This window comes from Propioniciclava sp. (assembly GCF_047602245.1).
Classification (GTDB): domain Bacteria; phylum Actinomycetota; class Actinomycetes; order Propionibacteriales; family Propionibacteriaceae; genus Propioniciclava.
In genome coordinates, this window is record NZ_JASGHT010000001.1 from 550,399 (window position 1) to 568,333 (window position 17,935).

The 17,935-nt window shown below is 70.0% G+C and carries 18 protein-coding genes, 1 tRNA gene and 1 pseudogene; 5 read left to right on the forward strand and 15 right to left on the reverse strand.

Annotated features, from left to right (window positions below; genetic code table 11):
• Positions 1 to 2 precede the first annotated feature (2 nt).
• The 4 genes from rpsT to holA form a co-directional block, all read right to left on the reverse strand.
• Positions 3 to 263, reverse strand: a complete 261-nt coding sequence (gene rpsT / locus QM708_RS02630; protein WP_415104112.1) for a 30S ribosomal protein S20 — start codon at positions 261 to 263, stop codon at positions 3 to 5.
• Between the two features lie 111 nt (positions 264 to 374).
• The gene (locus QM708_RS02635; protein ID WP_415104114.1) at positions 375 to 1,664 is read right to left on the reverse strand and encodes an RNA polymerase sigma factor; all 1,290 of its coding nucleotides are present in this window, start codon (positions 1,662 to 1,664) and stop codon (positions 375 to 377) included.
• Positions 1,665 to 1,680: 16 nt separating this feature from the next.
• Positions 1,681 to 2,028, reverse strand: coding sequence for a YciI family protein (locus QM708_RS02640; RefSeq protein WP_415104116.1), 348 nt, complete (start codon positions 2,026 to 2,028; stop codon positions 1,681 to 1,683).
• Between the two features lie 115 nt (positions 2,029 to 2,143).
• Positions 2,144 to 3,139, reverse strand: a complete 996-nt coding sequence (gene holA, locus QM708_RS02645) for a DNA polymerase III subunit delta (protein ID WP_415104118.1) — start codon at positions 3,137 to 3,139, stop codon at positions 2,144 to 2,146.
• Between the two features lie 52 nt (positions 3,140 to 3,191).
• Here holA and QM708_RS02650 point away from each other — a divergent pair, with 52 nt between their 5' ends.
• Entirely contained in the window at positions 3,192 to 3,671 is a 480-nt protein-coding gene (locus QM708_RS02650; RefSeq protein ID WP_415104120.1) for a SixA phosphatase family protein, read from the forward strand.
• Between the two features lie 5 nt (positions 3,672 to 3,676).
• On the opposite strand, the gene nhaA is transcribed toward QM708_RS02650, so the two are convergent.
• From nhaA to leuS, 6 genes are all read right to left on the reverse strand, one after another.
• The gene (gene nhaA, locus QM708_RS02655) at positions 3,677 to 5,047 is read right to left on the reverse strand and encodes a Na+/H+ antiporter NhaA (protein WP_415104122.1); all 1,371 of its coding nucleotides are present in this window, start codon (positions 5,045 to 5,047) and stop codon (positions 3,677 to 3,679) included.
• Positions 5,048 to 5,175: 128 nt separating this feature from the next.
• Positions 5,176 to 5,475: a putative quinol monooxygenase gene (locus QM708_RS02660; protein ID WP_415104124.1), complete on the reverse strand. Its 300-nt coding sequence runs from the start codon at positions 5,473 to 5,475 to the stop codon at positions 5,176 to 5,178.
• 85 nt (positions 5,476 to 5,560) lie between these two features.
• Entirely contained in the window at positions 5,561 to 6,514 is a 954-nt protein-coding gene (locus QM708_RS02665; protein WP_415104126.1) for a ComEC/Rec2 family competence protein, read from the reverse strand.
• Complete coding sequence (locus QM708_RS02670) at positions 6,442 to 7,872, reverse strand: ComEC/Rec2 family competence protein (RefSeq protein ID WP_415104128.1); 1,431 nt, start codon at positions 7,870 to 7,872, stop codon at positions 6,442 to 6,444. Before QM708_RS02670 ends, QM708_RS02665 begins: the two co-directional genes overlap by 73 nt.
• A complete protein-coding gene (locus tag QM708_RS02675) occupies positions 7,869 to 8,783 on the reverse strand; it encodes a helix-hairpin-helix domain-containing protein (RefSeq protein ID WP_415104130.1) in 915 nt (304 codons plus the stop codon). The genes QM708_RS02670 and QM708_RS02675 overlap by 4 nt, the downstream gene beginning before the upstream one ends.
• 144 nt (positions 8,784 to 8,927) lie before the next feature.
• A complete protein-coding gene (gene leuS, locus QM708_RS02680) occupies positions 8,928 to 11,804 on the reverse strand; it encodes a leucine--tRNA ligase (protein WP_415104132.1) in 2,877 nt (958 codons plus the stop codon).
• A gap of 244 nt (positions 11,805 to 12,048) precedes the next feature.
• On the opposite strand from leuS, the gene QM708_RS02685 reads away from it, so the two are divergent.
• Complete coding sequence (locus tag QM708_RS02685; protein ID WP_415104134.1) at positions 12,049 to 13,011, forward strand: L-lactate dehydrogenase; 963 nt, start codon at positions 12,049 to 12,051, stop codon at positions 13,009 to 13,011.
• Between the two features lie 124 nt (positions 13,012 to 13,135).
• On the opposite strand, the pseudogene QM708_RS02690 reads toward QM708_RS02685, so the two are convergent.
• Positions 13,136 to 13,945: pseudogene (locus QM708_RS02690) on the reverse strand (DUF4192 family protein); the annotation flags it as partial.
• 108 nt (positions 13,946 to 14,053) lie between these two features.
• Here QM708_RS02690 and QM708_RS02695 point away from each other — a divergent pair.
• From QM708_RS02695 to QM708_RS02705, 3 genes are all read left to right on the forward strand, one after another.
• Positions 14,054 to 14,611, forward strand: coding sequence for a hypothetical protein (locus tag QM708_RS02695; RefSeq protein ID WP_415104136.1), 558 nt, complete (start codon positions 14,054 to 14,056; stop codon positions 14,609 to 14,611).
• Between the two features lie 93 nt (positions 14,612 to 14,704).
• The gene (gene aqpZ / locus QM708_RS02700; RefSeq protein ID WP_415104138.1) at positions 14,705 to 15,475 is read left to right on the forward strand and encodes an aquaporin Z; all 771 of its coding nucleotides are present in this window, start codon (positions 14,705 to 14,707) and stop codon (positions 15,473 to 15,475) included.
• 76 nt (positions 15,476 to 15,551) lie between these two features.
• Positions 15,552 to 15,624 (forward strand) — tRNA-Ala (locus QM708_RS02705).
• Between the two features lie 119 nt (positions 15,625 to 15,743).
• Here QM708_RS02705 and QM708_RS02710 read toward each other — a convergent pair.
• From QM708_RS02710 to QM708_RS02725, 4 genes are read right to left on the reverse strand one after another with little or no spacing between them, the layout of a single operon-like run.
• On the reverse strand, positions 15,744 to 16,625 hold the full coding sequence (locus tag QM708_RS02710; protein ID WP_415104140.1) for a nucleotidyl transferase AbiEii/AbiGii toxin family protein: 882 nt from the start codon (positions 16,623 to 16,625) through the stop codon (positions 15,744 to 15,746).
• Positions 16,622 to 17,179: a type IV toxin-antitoxin system AbiEi family antitoxin domain-containing protein gene (locus QM708_RS02715; protein WP_415111242.1), complete on the reverse strand. Its 558-nt coding sequence runs from the start codon at positions 17,177 to 17,179 to the stop codon at positions 16,622 to 16,624. Before QM708_RS02715 ends, QM708_RS02710 begins: the two co-directional genes overlap by 4 nt.
• A 40-nt stretch (positions 17,180 to 17,219) precedes the next feature.
• Entirely contained in the window at positions 17,220 to 17,615 is a 396-nt protein-coding gene (locus QM708_RS02720; protein ID WP_415104142.1) for a hypothetical protein, read from the reverse strand.
• A 2-nt stretch (positions 17,616 to 17,617) separates the two neighbouring features.
• Positions 17,618 to 17,890 carry a hypothetical protein gene (locus QM708_RS02725; RefSeq protein WP_415104144.1) on the reverse strand — a complete coding sequence of 91 codons (273 nt, stop codon included), beginning with the start codon at positions 17,888 to 17,890 and terminating at the stop codon, positions 17,618 to 17,620.
• Positions 17,891 to 17,935: the final 45 nt, after the last annotated feature.

Consider the following 17,935-nt stretch of genomic DNA (forward strand, 5'->3'; position numbering starts at 1 on the left):
GATCAGAGCGCGGCAGCGGCCTTGGCGATGGCCGACTTGCGGTTCGCCGCCTGGTTCTTGTGGATGACGCCCTTGGACGCGGCCTTGTCGAGCTGGCGGCACGCGGCCTGAGCCAGCTCCTGAGCCTTCGCCGCGTCACCCGAGGCCGCAGCCTCGCGGAACTTGCGAATATGCGTCTTGAGAGAGGACTTCACGGCCTTGTTGCGCAGACGCGCCTTCTCGTTCGTGAGGATCCGCTTCTTCTGGGACTTGATGTTCGCCACGGGCAAGCCTTCGGTTCAAAGAGTTCTGGTGGTGCGCCCACTGCGGACGCGATTGGTCAGCCTACCAGCGCAGAGGTGGGCACCCAAATCGGCGCTGGATCCCCGGCGCGGCTAGCCATGCCCCGCACCGTCCAGCCCGGCGAATGCCGCGGCCAGGAGACCATCTTCGGCCTCGTTGCCGGGCAACTCAAGCGCACGGCGATAGGCGCGCATGGCGCCCGCGCTGTCGCCCAACTCCTCCAGCGTCACGGCGCGTGCGACGTGGAACGGCCGGAACCGGGCCAGCACGGGATCGACGGCCAGATCGTCGAGCAGCCGGAGACCGTCAGCGAGCCCGCGCGCCCGCCCCCACGCCACCGCGCGGCCCAGCCGCACCACCGGGCTCGGCTCGCGCGCCTCCAGCAGGCCGTACAGCACCGCGATCTGCACCCAGTCGGTGGTCTCGAAGGACGCCGCCTCGGCGTGCACGGCCGCGATCGCCGACTGGATCGCGTAGACCCCCGCCCCGCCGTCAAGACCGGCCGCGGCGGCAGTCTCGGCGAGGGCGAGCCCTTCGGCGATCATCGCGGCGTCCCAGCACGTCCGGTCCTGCTCGGCCAGCGACACCGGACGGCCGCCGGCATCGGTGCGCGCCGGGCGGCGGGCCTGGGTCAGCACCAGCAGGGCGAGCAGGCCGGTCACCTCGGCGACGCGCGGCATCAGCGCGTGCAGCATCCGCGCCAGCCGGATCGCCTCGGCGGTGAGGTCGTCGCGCACATGCTCGGCCCCCGCCGACCGCGCGAATCCCTCCGCGTAGAGCAGGTAGATCACCCGCTGCACGCACGCGAGCCGCTCGGGCAGGTCGGCGGTTCGAGGCACGCCGAACGGGACGCCGAGGGTACGGATGCGGCTTTTCGCGCGCACGATCCGCTGCTGCATCGTGGGCACCGGCACGAGCAGCGCATGCGCCACCTCCGCCGTGGTCAGCCCGGCAAGAAAACGCAGGGTGAGGGCGATCCTGTCCTCGGGTTTCAGCACCGGGTGGGCGCAGGCGAAGAACAGCCCGAGCCGGTCGTCGAACTCGTCGCCGTCCTCGTCGAAGACCTGCTCGGCCGGGTCCACCGATGCGGACGCCGCCGGCGCGCGCTCCTCCCGCAACCGGATCCGGGCAAGTTTGCGGGCCAGGACGCCTTCGCGCCGGACGGCGTCCAGTGCCTTGCGCTTGGCGGTCGTGGTCAGCCAGGCCTCCACCGAGTCGGGGACGCCGCTGGCCGGCCAGCTGACCAGCGCCTGCGCGATCGCGTCTTGGAGGGCGTCCTCGGCGAGATCGAGGTCACCGAAGCGCCGCGCGAGCGTGGCCAGCAACCGCGTTCGCGTGTCGCGGTCGAGGGCCGCGAGCGCGCGGCGCGTCTCATCGGTCAACGACCCAGCCTGCCGGTCAGTACGGGGCCACCGGCCTGATCTCGATGTGGCCTCCCGGTGCGGAGGCCGGGCTGCGGCGGGCCCAGGCGATCGCCTCGTCGATGTCGGCGACCTCGATGATGTAGGCGCCGCCGACGAACTCCTGAACCTCGGCGAACGGTCCCGAGGACACCACTCGCTCGCCGTCGGCGTTGCTGCTCACCACGACCCCGTGCTCGGGATCCTCCAGCGCGAACGAGTCGACGACCACGCCCGCGGCGGTGATCTCGGCATCGAAGGCGAAGAACTCCTCCGGGCTCGCGCCGCCCTCCTCGCCGCATGCCGGATCGTTCACGTGCCCCATCAGCAGTAGCGCGTACTTCATGATTCCTCCTCGTCTGCCCCGTCGGTTCGCGGTGCGTGTCCCGCGGGGTAGCGGACGCCGAGCCGGCCGGCCCGACACCATCCTGACGTACGGCCGTCTCCGGGATCGACAGCGGTCAGCGGCCCATGCCCGAATCCGGACGCCGCCCGCGCAGCCCGGTCACGGTGATCACCATCCGTTCCAGCGCGAAGGCCGGATCGGCGGCTTGGCCCTTGACCGCGGCGTCCGCCTCGGCGACCGCCTGCAGCGCGGTGGCCAGGCCGCGCGGCGTCCAGGAGCGGGCGCGTTGCACGATCTCCTTGACCTTGAACGGCGGCACGCCGAGTTCGCGGGCCAGGTCGCCGTCGCGCATCCGTGAGCCGGCGAAGTCGGTGTAGCGGCCCTGGCCGCGCAAGGCCCCGGCGAGCGCCGAGGTGACCAGGACGGGCGCCACCCCGGTGTCGAGCGCCCAGCGCAGAGCGCCGAGGGCCTCGTTGCGACGTCCGGCCATCACGTGATCGGCGACGGTGAAGCTGGTCACATCGGCGCGGCCGGCGAAGTAGCGGCGCACGGAGCCCTCGGTGATCACCTGATCGTCGGAGTCCATCAGCAGTTGCCGGATGGCGCCCGCGACGGCGCGCACGTCGGCGCCCAGCGCCTCGACGAGCCGGGCCGCGGTGGGCGGGTCGATCCGGCCGCCCTGGCGCCGGGCCTCACCGGCCGCGAACTGCGGCATCTCCCAGGCCTTGACCGCCGGGCAGTCGATGATGGTGACGCGGGCCTTCTTCAGCTTGTCGAGCAGGCCTTTGCCCTTGACGCCGCCGGGGTGGACGAGGATGAGCGCGAGTTCTTCCATCGGTGTGGCGACCAGGGCGAGCACCGCGTCGAAGAGGGGCTGGGCGAGGTCGCTGACCTCGGTGATCACCACGACGGAGTCTTCGGCGAACAACGACCCGCCGGTGACCTCGGCGAGACGGCCCGCGTCGAGTTCGCCGCCGGTCACCTTCGTCACGCTCGCCGCCGGCCGCTCGTCGAGCGCCTGCCGGACGAGCCGTTCGACGGCCCGCTCGGCGAGCAGCGCCTCCGGCCCACTGACGAGGGTCACCGCCCCGAAAATCCGCTGGTCGTCCACGGCACCATCCTGCCAGGAGGCACCGACATCCGCGCACCGCTAGGCTCGCCGCGTGAAGCGTGTGTACCTCATCCGTCATGGCGATGCCGAGTTCATGGGCCGCGGCCGCGGCGATCACGGCCGCATCCTCACCGCCGAAGGCCAGGAGCAGGCCAAGCGGCTCGGCGCGATGCTGGCGCCGGCGGGCGTCCAGGTGATCCTCTGCTCCAGCGCCGACCGCGCCCGCGAGACCGCCGAGGGCCTCGGGCTGACCGCCAAACTGGTTCCGCTGGACGAGTTGTACAACGCCGGAACCTTCGGGCTGATGCAGGCCCTGGCGTCGCTGGCCGACTCGGTCCAGGTGGCCGCCCTGGTCGCGCACGCGCCCGGCGTCCCGGCGCTGGTCGATGAGTTGGCCGGCCAGGATCCCGATCCGGACGCCGCCGCGGTCGTCCGCTACTCGTTCCCCACCGCGACGGTGGCGGGCATCGAGTTCACCGGATCGTGGGCCGACCTGGAAGGATCGCGGCTGTTCTGGGCCGACCGCGGCTGACTGCCTCAGGCGTCCGGGTCGCGGGGCGTGGCGATGGTCGGGTCGAGCGGCGCGCTGTCCCACAGGTCGGGGACGCCGTCGCGGTCGGTGTCGCGCCGTTCGGCCTCTTCGATCAGGCGGTAGCGCCGGTTGCGAGGCACGAGGATCACCGATGCCAGCAACGCCGCGAGCAGTGACGCGGCCAGGATGCCGACCTTCGCCTCGTCGTTGTGGACATGCCCGAGCCCGAAACTCAGCTCGGCGACCAGCAGCGACACGGTGAACCCGATGCCGGCCAGGATGCCCACGCCGGTCATGTCGCCCCAGCGGACGGAGTCGTCCAGGGTGGCGCGGGTGAACCGGGTGAGCAGGAAGGTGGTCAGCACGATGCCGACCGGCTTGCCGAGGACCAGGCCGAGGATGATGCCGAGCGCGACCGGGCTGAGCAGCGCGTGCGCGAGCCCGTCGAATCCGCCCACGTTCACGCCTGCGGCGAAGAAGGCGAACACCGGCACCGCGACTCCGGTCGACAGCGGCCGGTAGTTGTGCTCGAACGTCATCGCCAGCCCCTTGCCCGGGCCCGCGGCCGGGTCCTTGCGGCGCACCGGCACGGTGAAGCCCAGCACCACGCCCGCGATGGTGGCGTGGATGCCCGCCTCGTGCAGCAGTGCCCAGGCGACGATCCCGATCGGGAGCAGGATGAGCCACGGCGCCCAGAGCCGCTCGGCGAACCAGCGCGGATGCGACTGCACCAGCACCGCGTAGAGCGCCACGGGAATCAGGAACAGGCCGAGCGACACCCCATGGATGTCGTCGCTGTAGAAGAGGGCGATGATCACGATCGCGATCAGGTCGTCCACCACGGCCAGGGTGAGCAGGAAGATCCTCAGCGCCGACGGCAACGACGAACCGATGATGGCCAGCACGGCGACCGCGAAGGCGATGTCGGTGGCGGTCGGGATCGCCCAGCCGCGCAGCATCTCGGCGTCGCCCAGGTTGACCAGCGTGTAGATGAGCGCCGGCACGGCGACACCGCCGAACGCCGCCGCCACCGGCACCAGCGCACGCGCCGGATCCTTCAGGTCGCCGTCGACGAACTCGTGCTTGAGTTCGAGGCCGACCAGGAAGAAGAAGATCGCCAAGATGCCGTCGGCCGCCCACGCGCCCAGGCTGAGGCGCAGGTGCAGTGATTCGATGCCGATCTCGAAGTCGCGCAGCGCGAAGTAGCTGTCGGAGGCCGGCGAGTTCGCCCACACGATGGCGACCAGCGCGGCGATCATCAGCAGGATGCCGCCGGTGGTCTCCTGGCGCAGGATGGTGCCGATGCGCCGGTGTTCGGGCCAGCTGGCGCGGGTGAGAATGCGGCGCGGTTCGCGGCCAGGTTCAGACGGTGTCATCGGTCGTCCTTCGGCAGGGCATAGTCAGATCGAGCCGACCAGACTTCCCGGCACACCGGCTGCCATCCTAACCTCGCCGGCGGGCGTCCGATGCTCGGTGACCGGACGCCGCCACGACGTCAGCGCTCTCAGTCGGTGACCAGGAACTGGAGCTGGGACCCGCCGAGGGTCAGCTCGGCCAGGCTCGCGTTCAGGACGCCGTTGGCCGGGTCGGCGATGTGCTCGGCGAATGCGGCATCATCGCGGTAGCGCTCGATCACCACGATGACGTCGGGGTTGTCCCGATCGGCATACACCTCGAAGCGCTCGGTGCCCGGAGTCGCGTTGACGTGCACCGCGTACTCCTGCAGCAGCGCCAGCACGCGGGCGCCCTCGCCCGGGCGTGACGGGATGGTGGCGATCAAATCGACGGGACGGCCACTGCTCATGTCCACTCCTTGCCTCACTGCATCACGATGTGGTGGCATCCGGCCCGGACGCCCTCGCCATCCTCCCACGCCCCTTGTCGCCGGCTCATCTCTGGGTGGTCACCAGGAGTTCTCCCTTTGGGGAGCGTCCGATGGCGATCGCTCCGTTCATGTCGGTGCGCGCCAACTGGGCGCCGGTCGCCGCGACCGAGCGGAGGGTTGAGGCGGCTGGATGGCCGTAGTCGTTGTCGGCGCCGACACTGACCAGTGCCACGCTCGGCGTGGTGGCGGCGATGAAGGAGGGGGCGTGGCGTCCGCTGCCGTGATGCGGCACCAGCAGGACGTCGACATCGATCGCGGAGCCCAACCGCGCATGGGAACTCTGGGCCCCCTCCTCCGCGTCACCGGGCAGCAGGACGCTCACGCCGCCGACCTCAGCGCGTAGCAGCAGCGAGGCGTCGTTCTCGGCCGAGGACTCCCCCTCGCTCGGCACCAGGTGGTCGTTCAGGGGTGGGGCGGCGAGCACCTCGATCCTGGCCTCGCCCACCTGCCAGGCGTGCCCCGCCTCGGTGAAGCGGCGGTCGGCGTCCGGCAGCAAGGCCCCGATCCGGGCATCGGCGTCGGCGGGCGTGCGCACCCCCGAGGTCACCACGAGACCGACCTCGGCGCCCGCCAGGGCGGCCAGGCCTCCCGCATGGTCGGCGTGCAGGTGGGTCAGCACCAGCAGCGGCACCGACGTGATGCCGAGTTGGCGCAGGCAGCGGGTGAGCAGCGCCGGGTCGGGTCCGGTGTCGACGACCACGCCCTGACCTGGTCCGGCGGCCAGCACGGTGGCGTCGCCCTGCCCGACGTCGCAGGATGCCACCGCCCAGTCGCGGGGAGGCCAGCCGGGTGGCGTCGGCGTCCGGGCCAGGGCCACGACGAGGGCGACGGCCAGCCCGAGACAGACTAATGGACGGCCGAGCACCACCGGAGCCAGCAGCACCATCACCGCCGAGGCCAGCACAACGACCGCGATCGCCGCCGGGGTCGCCGGCCACGGCAGGGAGGCTCCCGGCAAGGAGGCGCCGAGATAGCCGACCCAGGCGATCCCCTGGGCACACCAGCGGCCGGCCAGGCGACGAGCCCGGCCAGCGGCACCGAGACCGGGGCGACCAGTGTCGCCACCAGTCCGAGCACCGTGGCCGGCCCAACCAGCGGGCCCGCGATCAGGTTGGCCAGCACCGACACCACGCTCACCTGCCCCGACAGCGCCACCACGATGGGCTGGGTCGCGATCTGCGCGGCCAGCGGCACGGCGAGCGCTTCGGCGCACCAGCGCGGCATCCACCGGGCCAGCCGGTCGGTCCAGGCGCCCGCCCAGCACAACAGCCCGAACGTCGCGACCACCGACAGCGCGAACCCGAGCGAAAGCGCCATCGGCGGCTCGATCAGCACGACCGCGAGCACGGCGACGCCGAGGAACCGCATGCCGTGGCGTCCGCGGCCCGCGTGCCCGACCGCGGCCAGACCGACCAGTCCCATCGCCGCGGCCCTGACCACGCTGGGCTCGCCCAGGCAGAGCAGGACGAAGCCGGCCACGCCTCCGACCAGCACGCCGGTCAACCATCGTCCGCGGACGCCCGCGGTAACCGCGGCCGCGCGCAGGAAGCCGAGGATCAGCACCAGGTTCGCCCCGGAGACCGCCATCAGGTGGGTGAGCCCGGACAGTTGGAAGGCCTCGCGGAGTTCGTCGGGCACACCTTGGGTGTCCCCCACGACGAGCGCCGGGATCAGCGCCCGGGCGTCCGGTGTCAGTCCGGCGGACGCCTCGACCAGCCCGTGGCGCAACGCTCCGACCGCGCCCGAGACCGGGTCCGGGTCGCCGATCCGGACCGGTGGCTCGCGCGCCCGCAGGTCGACGAAGGCCGCCCCGCCCGGATCGGGCCATGCAATGCGGACCGTGGCGCGCACCACGGCCCCCTGCGGCACCGACGCCCACGCGACCGAGGGCTCGCCTGTTGCGATCACCTGCACCGGCGCGCAGCTGGCCCACGAGCCGCCGCGAGCGTCCACACTCAGCAGCACCGCCGAGCCGACCCACAGACCCGAACGATGCCCCTTCTCGGGCCAGAGCCGGCCGTTCCCGCCAACACGGAGCTCGGCCGTGGCGGTGGCGCGCGCATCCGCGAGCTCGGCCAAGGGCCCTGACCGCACGGTCACCGAACGGACGCCGCCGATCACCACGCAGACGCCGGCCACCAGGGCCAGCGAGACCAGCAGCCAACTGCCCTGACGCCACCCGACCAGCGCGACCGACCCCGCCACCGCGCCGGCGAGCACCAGCAGACGCGGGTCACCCGTCATCGCCAGCCCCATGCTCAGCCACGCCGTTGCCCCGAGCAGAACCGGACGCAGGTCGGTTGCTCCCCTTCTCACACCCGCACCAACGGCCGGAGTTGGGCGAACGTCTTGGGACCGATGCCGTCGACCTCTTGCAGTTCCTCGACGCGGCTGAACTTCTGGTGTTCGGTGCGCCAGGCAACGATGGCCTGGGCCGTCACCGGACCGATTCCGGGCAGCGCGATCAGCTGTTCGGCCGTGGCCTTGTTCAGGTCGAGCGCCGCCGATCCCCCCGCGCCACTGCTGCCCGAGCCTGTGCCCGCACCCCCACCGCCACTGCTCCCCGCGCCACCGTCGGCCGCACGGACTTCGCCGCCGGGCTTGCGTTCGTCGCCGACCACGATCTGGTCGCCGTCGTTCACCGGGGCCGCCAAGTTGAGGTCGCCGGGACGCGCACCTGGGGTGAACCCGCCCGCGGCCGCGAGCGCGTCCTCCACCCGGGCACCCTGCGCCAGGGTGACCACGCCCGGCGTCGCCACCGCGCCCAGCACATGGACGCGCATCGGGGACGGCGTCGCCGACGGAGACGGCGCCGGGGCATGCGTCGCGGGCACCGCCGACGGTGTGACGTCCGCGACCGCGACCGTGCGCGAACGCGTCAACGTCCAGGTCGCCGCGAGCACCGCGACCAGCCCGATGATGCCGACGACCGCCGCGTGCGTTCGTCCGAACTCCCAGACCCGGCGCGCCACCGACGGGCGCGCCCGCGGGAGACCCCCGGAGGCGGCTCCCGACTCCGCCTGTCTCGGTTCCGAAGGCGTCGAAGCGTGCCCGCTCCGGGGCTCGACGCCAAGATGCGCCGGCTCGGCTCCGGCGCCGGAGGAAGCCTCCCTCGTCCCGGGATCGGCGTCCGTTGATCGTTCGAGGTCGTTCAACTCGGCGACGAGCGCGTCCAAGCGGGCGCGCACCACGTCGCCCTGCACGGGATCACGAGCCAGTTTGCGCATGCCGGCACATTCGGCGTCCGTCGGCCGTTTCTGTCACCCAACCGGCACCCTGTGGACAAAAGACCGCGGGCCGGGACTCCATCCACATGATGGGTCCCGGCCCGCGGCCGTGTCTTCGGTCGCCCCGAACGGGCGGCCCTGGTGCTACATCGGCAGCACGTTGACCAGCTTGGGGGCGCGCACGATCACCTTCCGGATGCCGTTCTCCGTCTCGGCGACGATCCGCGGCTGGGCCAGCGCCAGCTGCTCGAGCGCGTCCTCGGTGATGTCGGCGGGCACTTCCAGGCGCGCCCGCACCTTTCCGCGCACCTGCACGACACAGGTCACCGTGTCGTCGGCCATCAGCGCCGGGTCCGCGACCGGGAACGGCTCGAAGGCCAGCGTCTCCGAGTGCCCCAGCCTCGACCAGAGTTCCTCGGCCAGGTGCGGGGCCAGCGGAGCGACCATCAGGACCAACGGCTCGATCGCCGCACGCGGCACCGCATCAAGCCTGGTCAAGACGTTGTTGTACTCCATCAACCGTGCGATGGCGGTGTTGAACGCCAGGTCGGTGTAGTCCTGGCTGACCGCGGCGATCGTCTTGTGCAGCGCACGCTCGGTGGCGGCGTCCACGGGGGCGTCGACCACCCGCACCTCGCCGGTCTCCTCGTCGACGACGTTGCGCCACAGCCGCTGCAGGAAGCGCTGGGAACCGACCACCGCGCGGGTCTCCCACGGCTTGGACTGGTCCAGCGGACCCATGCTCATCTCGTAGATCCGGAACGTGTCCGCACCGTAGTTGTCGTACATCTCGTCGGGCGTGACGATGTTCTTCAGCGACTTGCCCATCTTCCCGTACTCGCGGAAAACGGGCTCGCCTCGCCAATGCCAGGAGATCTCGCCGCTGGCGTCCGCGATTTCTTCGACCTCGTCGGCAGGAACGGTTTGGCCCCGGCCGTCACGGAACGCGTACGCCTGGATGTAGCCCTGGTTGTACAGCCGCCGGAACGGTTCGGCCGACGACACCTGCCCCAGGTCGAACAGCACCTTGTGCCAGAAACGCGAGTAGAGCAGGTGCAGCACGGCATGCTCGACGCCGCCCACGTAAAGGTCGACACCGCCGGCATCGACCGATCCGGCCGGTGCGTTCGCGACCGGTGCGGCGTGCGGCCCCATCCAATAGCGCTCGACGCCGGCGTCCACGAACCGGTCGTTGTTGGCCGGATCCAGGTAGCGCAACTCGTACCAGCACGAGCCCGCCCATTGCGGCATCACATTCAGCTCGCGGCGGTACGTCTTCAGGCCCTCACCGAGATCCAGCTCGACCGTCGACCACTCCTGGGCCCGCGCCAACGGCGGCACCGGATCGGACTCTTCGTCGTCGGGGTCGAGCGCCTGCGGGGAGTAGTCCTGCAGTTCGGGAAGCCGGACCGGCAGCAGGTCGTCGGGAAGCGCGATCGGGTGACCGTCCTCGTCGTACACGATCGGGAAGGGCTCGCCCCAGTAGCGCTGCCGGCTGAACAGCCAGTCGCGCAACTTGTAGGTGGTGGTCGCGTGACCGTAGCCCTTCGCCTCCAGCCAGGCCGTCATGGACGCCTTGGCCTGCGCCATGCTCAGCCCGTTCAGCGAAATCTCGTCGTTGGCCGAGTTGATCGTCGGCCCATCACCGGTGAACGCGGTGTTTTCGTCGTGGTCGGCGTCAGGCTGGACGGTCCGGATGATCGGGAGCCCGTATTCCTGGGCGAAGTCCCAGTCCCGCTCGTCCTCGGCGGGAACCGCCATGATCGCGCCGGTGCCGTAGCCCATCATCACGTAGTCGGCGATGAAGACCGGCAGCTTCGCCCCGTTGACGGGGTTGACCGCGTAGCCGCCGGTGAAGACGCCGGACTTGTCCTTGTTCCCCTGGCGTTCGAGGTCGGTCTTCTTGGACGCCGCCAGGCGATAGGCGGCGACCGCCTCCGCAGGCGAGGCCGCGCCGCCGGTCCATTCCGGACGCGTGCCCTCGGGCCAGCCGCCGGCCGGCATCAGCGCATCCACCAACGGGTGTTCGGGCGCCAGCACCATGAACGTCGCGCCGAACAGGGTGTCCGGGCGGGTGGTGAAGACCTCGATCTCCCCGGCCGATCCTGCGGTGGTGAAGCGCACCAGCGCGCCGGTCGAGCGCCCGATCCAGTTGCGCTGCATCGTCTTGACCTTCTCGGGCCAGTCGACGCGATCCAGATCCTCCAGCAGACGGTCGGCGTAGGAGGTGATCCGCATCATCCACTGCCGCATATTGCGCCGGAACACCGGGTAGTTGCCGATCTCGCTGCGGCCCTCGGTGGTGATCTCCTCGTTGGCGAGCACCGTGCCCAGGCCGGGGCACCAGTTGACCGGCGCCTCGGAGATATAGGCCAGCCGGAATCCGTCGACGACGCCGGCCCGCTCGCCTCGGCTCAGATCGGCCCACTGCCGACCGTCCGGAACGGCCCTCTCGCCGGACTCGAACTGCGCGATCAGCTCGGCGATGGGCCGGGCGCGCCCGCGTCCACCGTCGGCGTCCGTGTCGTACCAGGCGTTGAAGACCTGAAGGAAGATCCACTGGGTCCACCGGTAGAACTCTTCATCGGTGGTCGCGATGGAGCGGCGTTCGTCGTGGGCCAGGCCGAGCCTACGCAGCTGCCGGCGCATATTGGCGATGTTGTTCTCGGTGGTGATGCGGGGATGCTGGCCGGTCTGGACCGCATACTGCTCCGCGGGAAGGCCGAAGGCATCAAAACCGAGCGCGTGCAGGACGTTCTTGCCGGTCATCCGCTGGAAGCGCGCGTAGGTGTCGGTGGCGATGTAGCCCAGCGGGTGGCCGACATGCAGGCCGGCACCGCTCGGGTAGGGGAACATGTCGAGGACGTACACCTTCTCGCGGCCTTCGCCCTGGTCGGGCTCGGCCCAGGGGCCGGCCGGGTTCGGCGCGTGGAAGGTTCCCTCACGCTCCCAGCGGTCCTGCCAAGCAGCTTCGATCTCACTCGCCAACTCCGCGGTGTAGCGGTACGCGGGCTCGCTCATCTCTTCGTCCTCAGGTCTTTCTCGGTCTACACAGACATAACGTCTCCCCCACGGAGAGACGTCGGCGCTGGTCCAGCAAAAGGTGACGGACGCCGCAGGCGCGGCCCCGCTTCATAGGCAGACTAGCGCACCCTGCTGGGGCGGCCCGTCCGGCGGCCCACCATGCGACGCCCGTGCCGAATTAGGTGACCACTTCCGAAAAAATCCACCCCGCTGAGCGCCTGCGTCCGCCAGACTGAAGCTCATGACCGCTATCGAGAACTCGAAAGTCACCATCGTCGGTGCCGGTGCAGTCGGCTCCAGCGTCGCCTACTCCTGCCTGATCCGTGGCTCCGCCCGCCACGTGGCCCTCTACGACATCGCCACCCAGAAGGTCGAAGCGGAGGTGCTCGACCTCGCTCACGGCAGCCAGTTCATGGGCACCAGCGACATCACCGGCGGGAGCGACATCTCCGTCGCCGCCGGCTCGCACGTCGTCGTCATCACCGCCGGCGCCAAGCAGAAGCCCGGCCAGTCCCGCATCGAACTGGCCGGCGTCAACGCCAACATCCTGCGCACGATGATGAACCAGCTGCTGGAGGTGGCCCCGAACGCCGTCTACGTCATCGTCACCAACCCCTGCGACGTCCTCACCGTCCTCGCCCGCGAGTACACGGGCCTGCCCTCCAACCGCATCTTCGCCTCCGGCACGGTGCTCGACACCTCTCGTCTGCGCTGGCAGCTTGCCCGCCGCGCGGGCGTCGCGCCGTCCAGCGTGCATGCCGTGATCGTCGGCGAGCACGGCGACACCGGCTTCTCGCTGTGGTCGACCGCCTCGATCGGCACCGTCCCGATCCTGGAGTGGATCAAGCCCGACGGCACCCGTTTCACGGTCCAGGAGCTCGACGAGATCGCGGTGGCCGTGCGCGACGCCGCCTACAAGGTCATCGATGGCAAGGGCGCCACCAACTACGCGATCGGCGTCACCAGCGCGCGCATCATCGAGGCGATCCTCAATGACGAGCACGCGATCCTGCCGGTCAGCACGGTGCTGGACAACTTCCACCCGTTGAAGAACGTCGCCCTGTCGCTGCCGTCGATCGTCAGCGCTGACGGCGCGCGCCCGATTCTGCAGACGTCCTTCTCTCCGAGCGAGCTGGCACTTCTGCGCGCCTCCGGCGACGCCCTCCAGTCGGTCGCCGACGGCGTCCGCGCGAGCCAGGCCTGACCGTCTCAATCACCACACCGGCGCGGCGCTCCTCCCATTCGGAAGGATGCGCCGCGTCGGCCATCACGGACTCCAACAGGTCGAACCAGGCCGCCGGCGCGGGGATCCCGTTGACGGCCTGGAGGCAGACGGTCAGCAGCGTGCCCTGAGCGGCGAGCCAGGCCGACACGCCCAGCGCCGCGAGCGCGGACCCGGCCCACCGCGGTATGGAGTCCTGCACCACCTGCGTCCACAGCCCGATCCGGGACGCCGCATTCTCGCGCGAGGCGGAGTCCATCGTCGCCTCCAGGAACAGTGCGTCGTGGCTGATCACGCTGATCAGGGTGGTCTCATCCAGGTTCAGCGGACGCGGCTTGGCATCGTGAGCCTCGATCAACGCGAGCGCTTCCGCAACAATCTCGTCCCGGCTCAGATCACGGTCGGAGAGCCGGCGCAGAGCGGCGGCCACATCGTCGGGATGCTGGCGCGACGCGACCATACCCTCGATCTCCGAGCGCGAACGCCGCACCACATGGCCCTCGAAGGCCGCCCGGGCCAGATGCACCGACCCTTCGGCGTCGTACGGCACCCCGTCGGCGTCCGGATGGTCGAACCAGAATTCACCGTCGGCATGGGCAAGGATCCGGCCCCTGCCCTCGCACACCGCCAGGTCGATCTCCTCCAGCGCCAGCCAGGCCGCCACCGGGCAGGCGGTGAACGCGACCGCGATGACCGAGGCGTCCGGATGCTTGCGCCAGACCACCGACATCTGTTCGGCCACCAGCGCCTCGTGCCCGCTGCGCAGGTCGGTGCGCGCGGTGAGCACCACGCGGCCCTGGTCGAGGGCCAGCACGACGATCGAGTCGCGAGGATGGAAGCCGATCATGATCGGGATGCACTCGATCAGATCGGTCAGGCAGGACAGGCGCACATCGGGCGCGGCAGCATCGGTCATGCCGCGACACTCGGCGTCCACACACCGGTCCGGTCAGCCAATTCCGGTTGTGCACAGGGCCGTCATCGCCGCAGGGCGGTTGTGCACAACTCGGGTACTCTCGGCTTCATGACGCAGCCGTGGCACAACGACCCCTACCAGCGGCGTCCGCTCGACATCAACGCCTACGCTCCGCCCAAGCGCGGCGGAGGGGGTCTGTGGTTCGCCGTGATCGGCGCGCTGCTCGTCGGCGCGGTTCTCGCCGCGCTGTTCCTGCGCCCTGCGGCCGCGCCGTCCACGGCACCGGCGTCGACGCCCACCCCCGCACGCACCAGCGAGGCCAACGGCGCGGGGATGCCGTTCGTGATGCCCGGCGACAGCTCCAACCAGGGCCGCTGGGAGATCGTCTCGCACAGCTGGAGCGACGCCGGCCTGATCGTGAACGTACGGGTAACCGCGGACGCCGGACGCATCACCTACGCGTTCGTGGCCTTCTCCAACGACGGCGGCACCACCGTCCACGAACCACAGGCGGGCGCCCCAGAACCCCAGATCGGCTCAGGCCGGCTCAGTGCCGGGCAATCCATCACGGGCAATCTGTTCATTCCGATGCCGAGGGGCCCGGCGACACTCATCCTGACCACCGAAGGCGGACGCCAGATTTCAGCACTCGCAGTATCGGGTTGATGAAAATGTGAAGTCTAGCTATCCTAGAAGTGCTTCATTCCATGGCCGGTGTGTTTTCACACCGGCCTTTTTGTTGTGAAAGGACACTTTCTCTTGAGCAATCCCACCATGCGCCAGCGCCTTTGGGCCGAAGGGCTCGGCACGTTCTGGCTGACCTTCGGCGGCTGCGGATCCGCCGTCCTCGCCGCCACCGCCGTCACCGCGAACGCCTTCCCGGTCGGCATCGGCTGGCTCGGGGTGGCCCTGGCGTTCGGCCTGACCGTGCTCACCGGCGCCTACGCGCTCGGCCACCTGTCCGGCGGCCACTTCAACCCGGCCGTCACCCTGGGCGTGTGGGCGGCCAAGCGCGTCGAGACCGCCGCGGTCGCGCCCTACATCATCGCGCAGATCGTCGGCGGCTCGATCGCCGGCGCCGTCCTGTACGTGATCGCCTCGGGTGCTCCCGGATTCGACGCCGTCGCCTCCGGCTTCGCCACCAACGGCTTCGGCGATCGTTCGCCGGGCGGCTACTCGCTGCTGGCCGTCGCCGTCACCGAGATCGTGCTGACCGCCGTCTTCTTGTGGATCATCCTCGGCGTCACCTCCAGCAAGGCCCCCAAGGGCTTCGCCCCGCTGGCCATCGGCCTCGCGCTGACCCTGATCCACCTGATCTCCATCCCGGTGTCGAACACCTCGGTCAACCCGGCCCGCTCCCTCGGCGTCGCCTGGTTCGCCGGTACGGACGCCCTCAGCCAGGTCTGGCTGTTCATCGTCGCCCCGATCGTGGGCGCCCTGATCGCGGGCTTCAGCTACCGCGCGCTGACCGGCGACTCCGAGGCCGTCGTGGCCGCCGAGGTGCGCGAGTCCGCGCTGGCGGACGCCTGACGAACCACCCCGCGCGGGACGATTTGGATACTCGCGGTTAAGCCTGTAGAGTTTCACTCCGTTCCGCACGGGACTTGGGGCTATGGCGCAGTTGGTAGCGCGCTTCCATGGCATGGAAGAGGTCAGGGGTTCGAATCCCCTTAGCTCCACCCAGTTGCTCTTATCAAAAGTGCAGATCGACGCTTGTGAGGCCGCCCGAGAGGGCGGCCTCAGTCGTTTACAGGCGTGCGCCTCGTACCGCCCAGGACGTTCGATGCCTGCCCGGTCGTCAGCGCGGACGCGTGCTACGTGGGAGGCGCCGCGGTGTCCCCCTGGCTGAACACGGGATCCAGGTAAGAAGCCACCAGCGCCATCTGCTCGTCAAGGTCTGCTTCACAGACCTCCTCCAGTCGTTCCTTGCGACGCCATGCCGCCCATTTGGCCTGACCGACTTGTCCGTAGCCGACCACGTGCGGCGCGATGGGCTCGAGGGCACACCGCGGTAGCGAGCCACGGCTCGTGCCGAACGGAGCAACTCCTCAGTGTCGATGCTTTGCCGAGCGAGTTGGACGATATCGACGTAGTCGCGCCATCGGGTACTGGTGATACCCCGCTCCAGGATGGTCACACCCTTCTCGGCGATCGTCGTCTCGGGCGCGTAGCCGAGCAACACGATCGGTTCGCCCAGCACGCGGTCGATGCGCACCCGTCGAGGAGCAGGCACGATCGGATCACCGGTGGAGACATCCCACACTGCGGCGCCCCTCCATGGACCGATCGACGCACCGACCCGCACCCTGAATCCTGGATAGTCGGCGTGCTCGCGGATCTCCTGAACGCTGATCGAGTCGAGATCGAATGCCACCCCATCATCGGTTTGGACGGCAGCGATGTCGTGAACGACGGCAATCAGGTGGTCCGCGGTGACGTCTGCTCCGATGGCGTTCGCGTCGGCGTCCCTGGTCGGGCGCCGCACGCCATAGGCGGCCAGCAGGATCCCGCCCTTGAGCACGAAGTCCTCGGCATGGGCGGTGTGAGTGAGACGATCCAGGAACGACTCCAGCGTGTGCCGGATCAGATACTCCTGCGTCGGCGCACCCGTCCCAGCCTTCGCCGCAGCGGAGCGTGCCGCGGACTGAATACGGCGGAACACTTCATCGCCCACACTCATGTCAGCGCCTCTAATGTCTGGAGGAGGGGGGACTTCGCCCGGGGGAGCCGAGAGGCGATCTCGATGAGTCGGGCCGGTTTCCCGCCGAGGCGCAGCCATTCCTTCAACGACTCGCGCGCCAGCTCATACCCGACCTCACCACGCAGGCGAAACGCATCGGCGATCGATCGCTCGGGCGAGTAGATCCCGATGGTCTGCCCTGTGCCCGGAATCGGGATCTCCTCCCGGCCGATCTCGAACGTTGCCCGGTCGAACTGATGCCACGCGATCGCGCCCGTGCTCGCCGGCGTACGCGACCCGCGCGGGATCGCGACATCCAACGCTGCGGGGATCGCATCAGTCAGCTGGCGATGGGCGAGGGCTGACACCAAGCAGATCGTCGAATCCGGGCGACGAGTCGCAGCCTCGATCCAGTCCCAGTCCGCTGCCGGCGCATCCGCCGGCAGGTAGATTCCACGAGCGATCCGCTCCAACCTCCCCTCGCGCGCCGCACGGTAGAGCCCGCTGCGCGACATGCCGGCCTCTTCGGCCCTGCCTGGTCTCACCGTGGACATCACCGCTACCTCCCTCCCGAGACAAAACGTTTACACGTGATCATAACTGATGACGGATCGTGCCAACCTGCGGGCCGTGGCCGTCGTCCTGTCTCTGGTCCGGGCGTAGATCAGGGCCTGAATCCGTCGGCGTCGAGGTGGCGTCCTCGGCCAGCAGCGCGACCACTCCTTCGACATCGCCGGCGGTGAATGCCTCGACGAACGCCTGCACGGCGGCGCGATCGAGATCAGGGTCACTGCCGTCCTCAGGCTGCGGCATCCGCTTCGGCCGTCTCGCCGGTTCCGCGGAGTAGTTCGACCCAGGCAACGTCCTCACGTGGCGACCGCGGCTCCCCTGCTGGATTCGCAGCGGTGGCGCCGTCCCAGGACAGCAGACGCGGGCCGCGCCGTTCGACCAGTCGCTTTTCGCGATCGCTTCGGGCGTGCTGCCGGTCACGGCTACCGGCCTCTGCTGAGCAGCCGTTCCAGTTCCGTTTCGGCGTCCGGGCTGCCTGCGTCAGAGAGCCGCTGCAGCTCGAGCAGATCGCGGTTCTTCACGGCGCGGCGGGTCAGCAGACGGCCGGCGTATTCGCTGCCCTCATCGAGCAGTCCGGACAGTGCGTCCAGGTCATCACGGGCATCGGCGAGGTCGGCGAGCCGGTCCAGCGCGGCCTCGTTCCCCTCGTCGGCGAGTGCACGGAGAGTGTCTTCATCGAAGCCGCTATCGGTCATGCGACCAGCGTGCAGCCTTGCCCTTGGGGCAAGGTCAAGCGAGAC

Coding starts and splice junctions, on each gene's coding strand:
- QM708_RS02640 (WP_415104116.1), bottom strand. CDS start 2,028: ATGAAGTACGCGCTACTGCTGATGGGGCACGTGAACGATCCGGCATGC.
- nhaA (WP_415104122.1), bottom strand. CDS start 5,047: ATGACACCGTCTGAACCTGGCCGCGAACCGCGCCGCATTCTCACCCGC.
- QM708_RS02660 (WP_415104124.1), bottom strand. CDS start 5,475: ATGAGCAGTGGCCGTCCCGTCGATTTGATCGCCACCATCCCGTCACGC.
- QM708_RS02675 (WP_415104130.1), bottom strand. CDS start 8,783: ATGCGCAAACTGGCTCGTGATCCCGTGCAGGGCGACGTGGTGCGCGCC.
- leuS (WP_415104132.1), bottom strand. CDS start 11,804: ATGAGCGAGCCCGCGTACCGCTACACCGCGGAGTTGGCGAGTGAGATC.
- QM708_RS02685 (WP_415104134.1), top strand. CDS start 12,049: ATGACCGCTATCGAGAACTCGAAAGTCACCATCGTCGGTGCCGGTGCA.
- QM708_RS02695 (WP_415104136.1), top strand. CDS start 14,054: ATGACGCAGCCGTGGCACAACGACCCCTACCAGCGGCGTCCGCTCGAC.
- QM708_RS02710 (WP_415104140.1), bottom strand. CDS start 16,625: ATGAGTGTGGGCGATGAAGTGTTCCGCCGTATTCAGTCCGCGGCACGC.
- QM708_RS02715 (WP_415111242.1), bottom strand. CDS start 17,179: ATGTCCACGGTGAGACCAGGCAGGGCCGAAGAGGCCGGCATGTCGCGC.
- QM708_RS02725 (WP_415104144.1), bottom strand. CDS start 17,890: ATGACCGATAGCGGCTTCGATGAAGACACTCTCCGTGCACTCGCCGAC.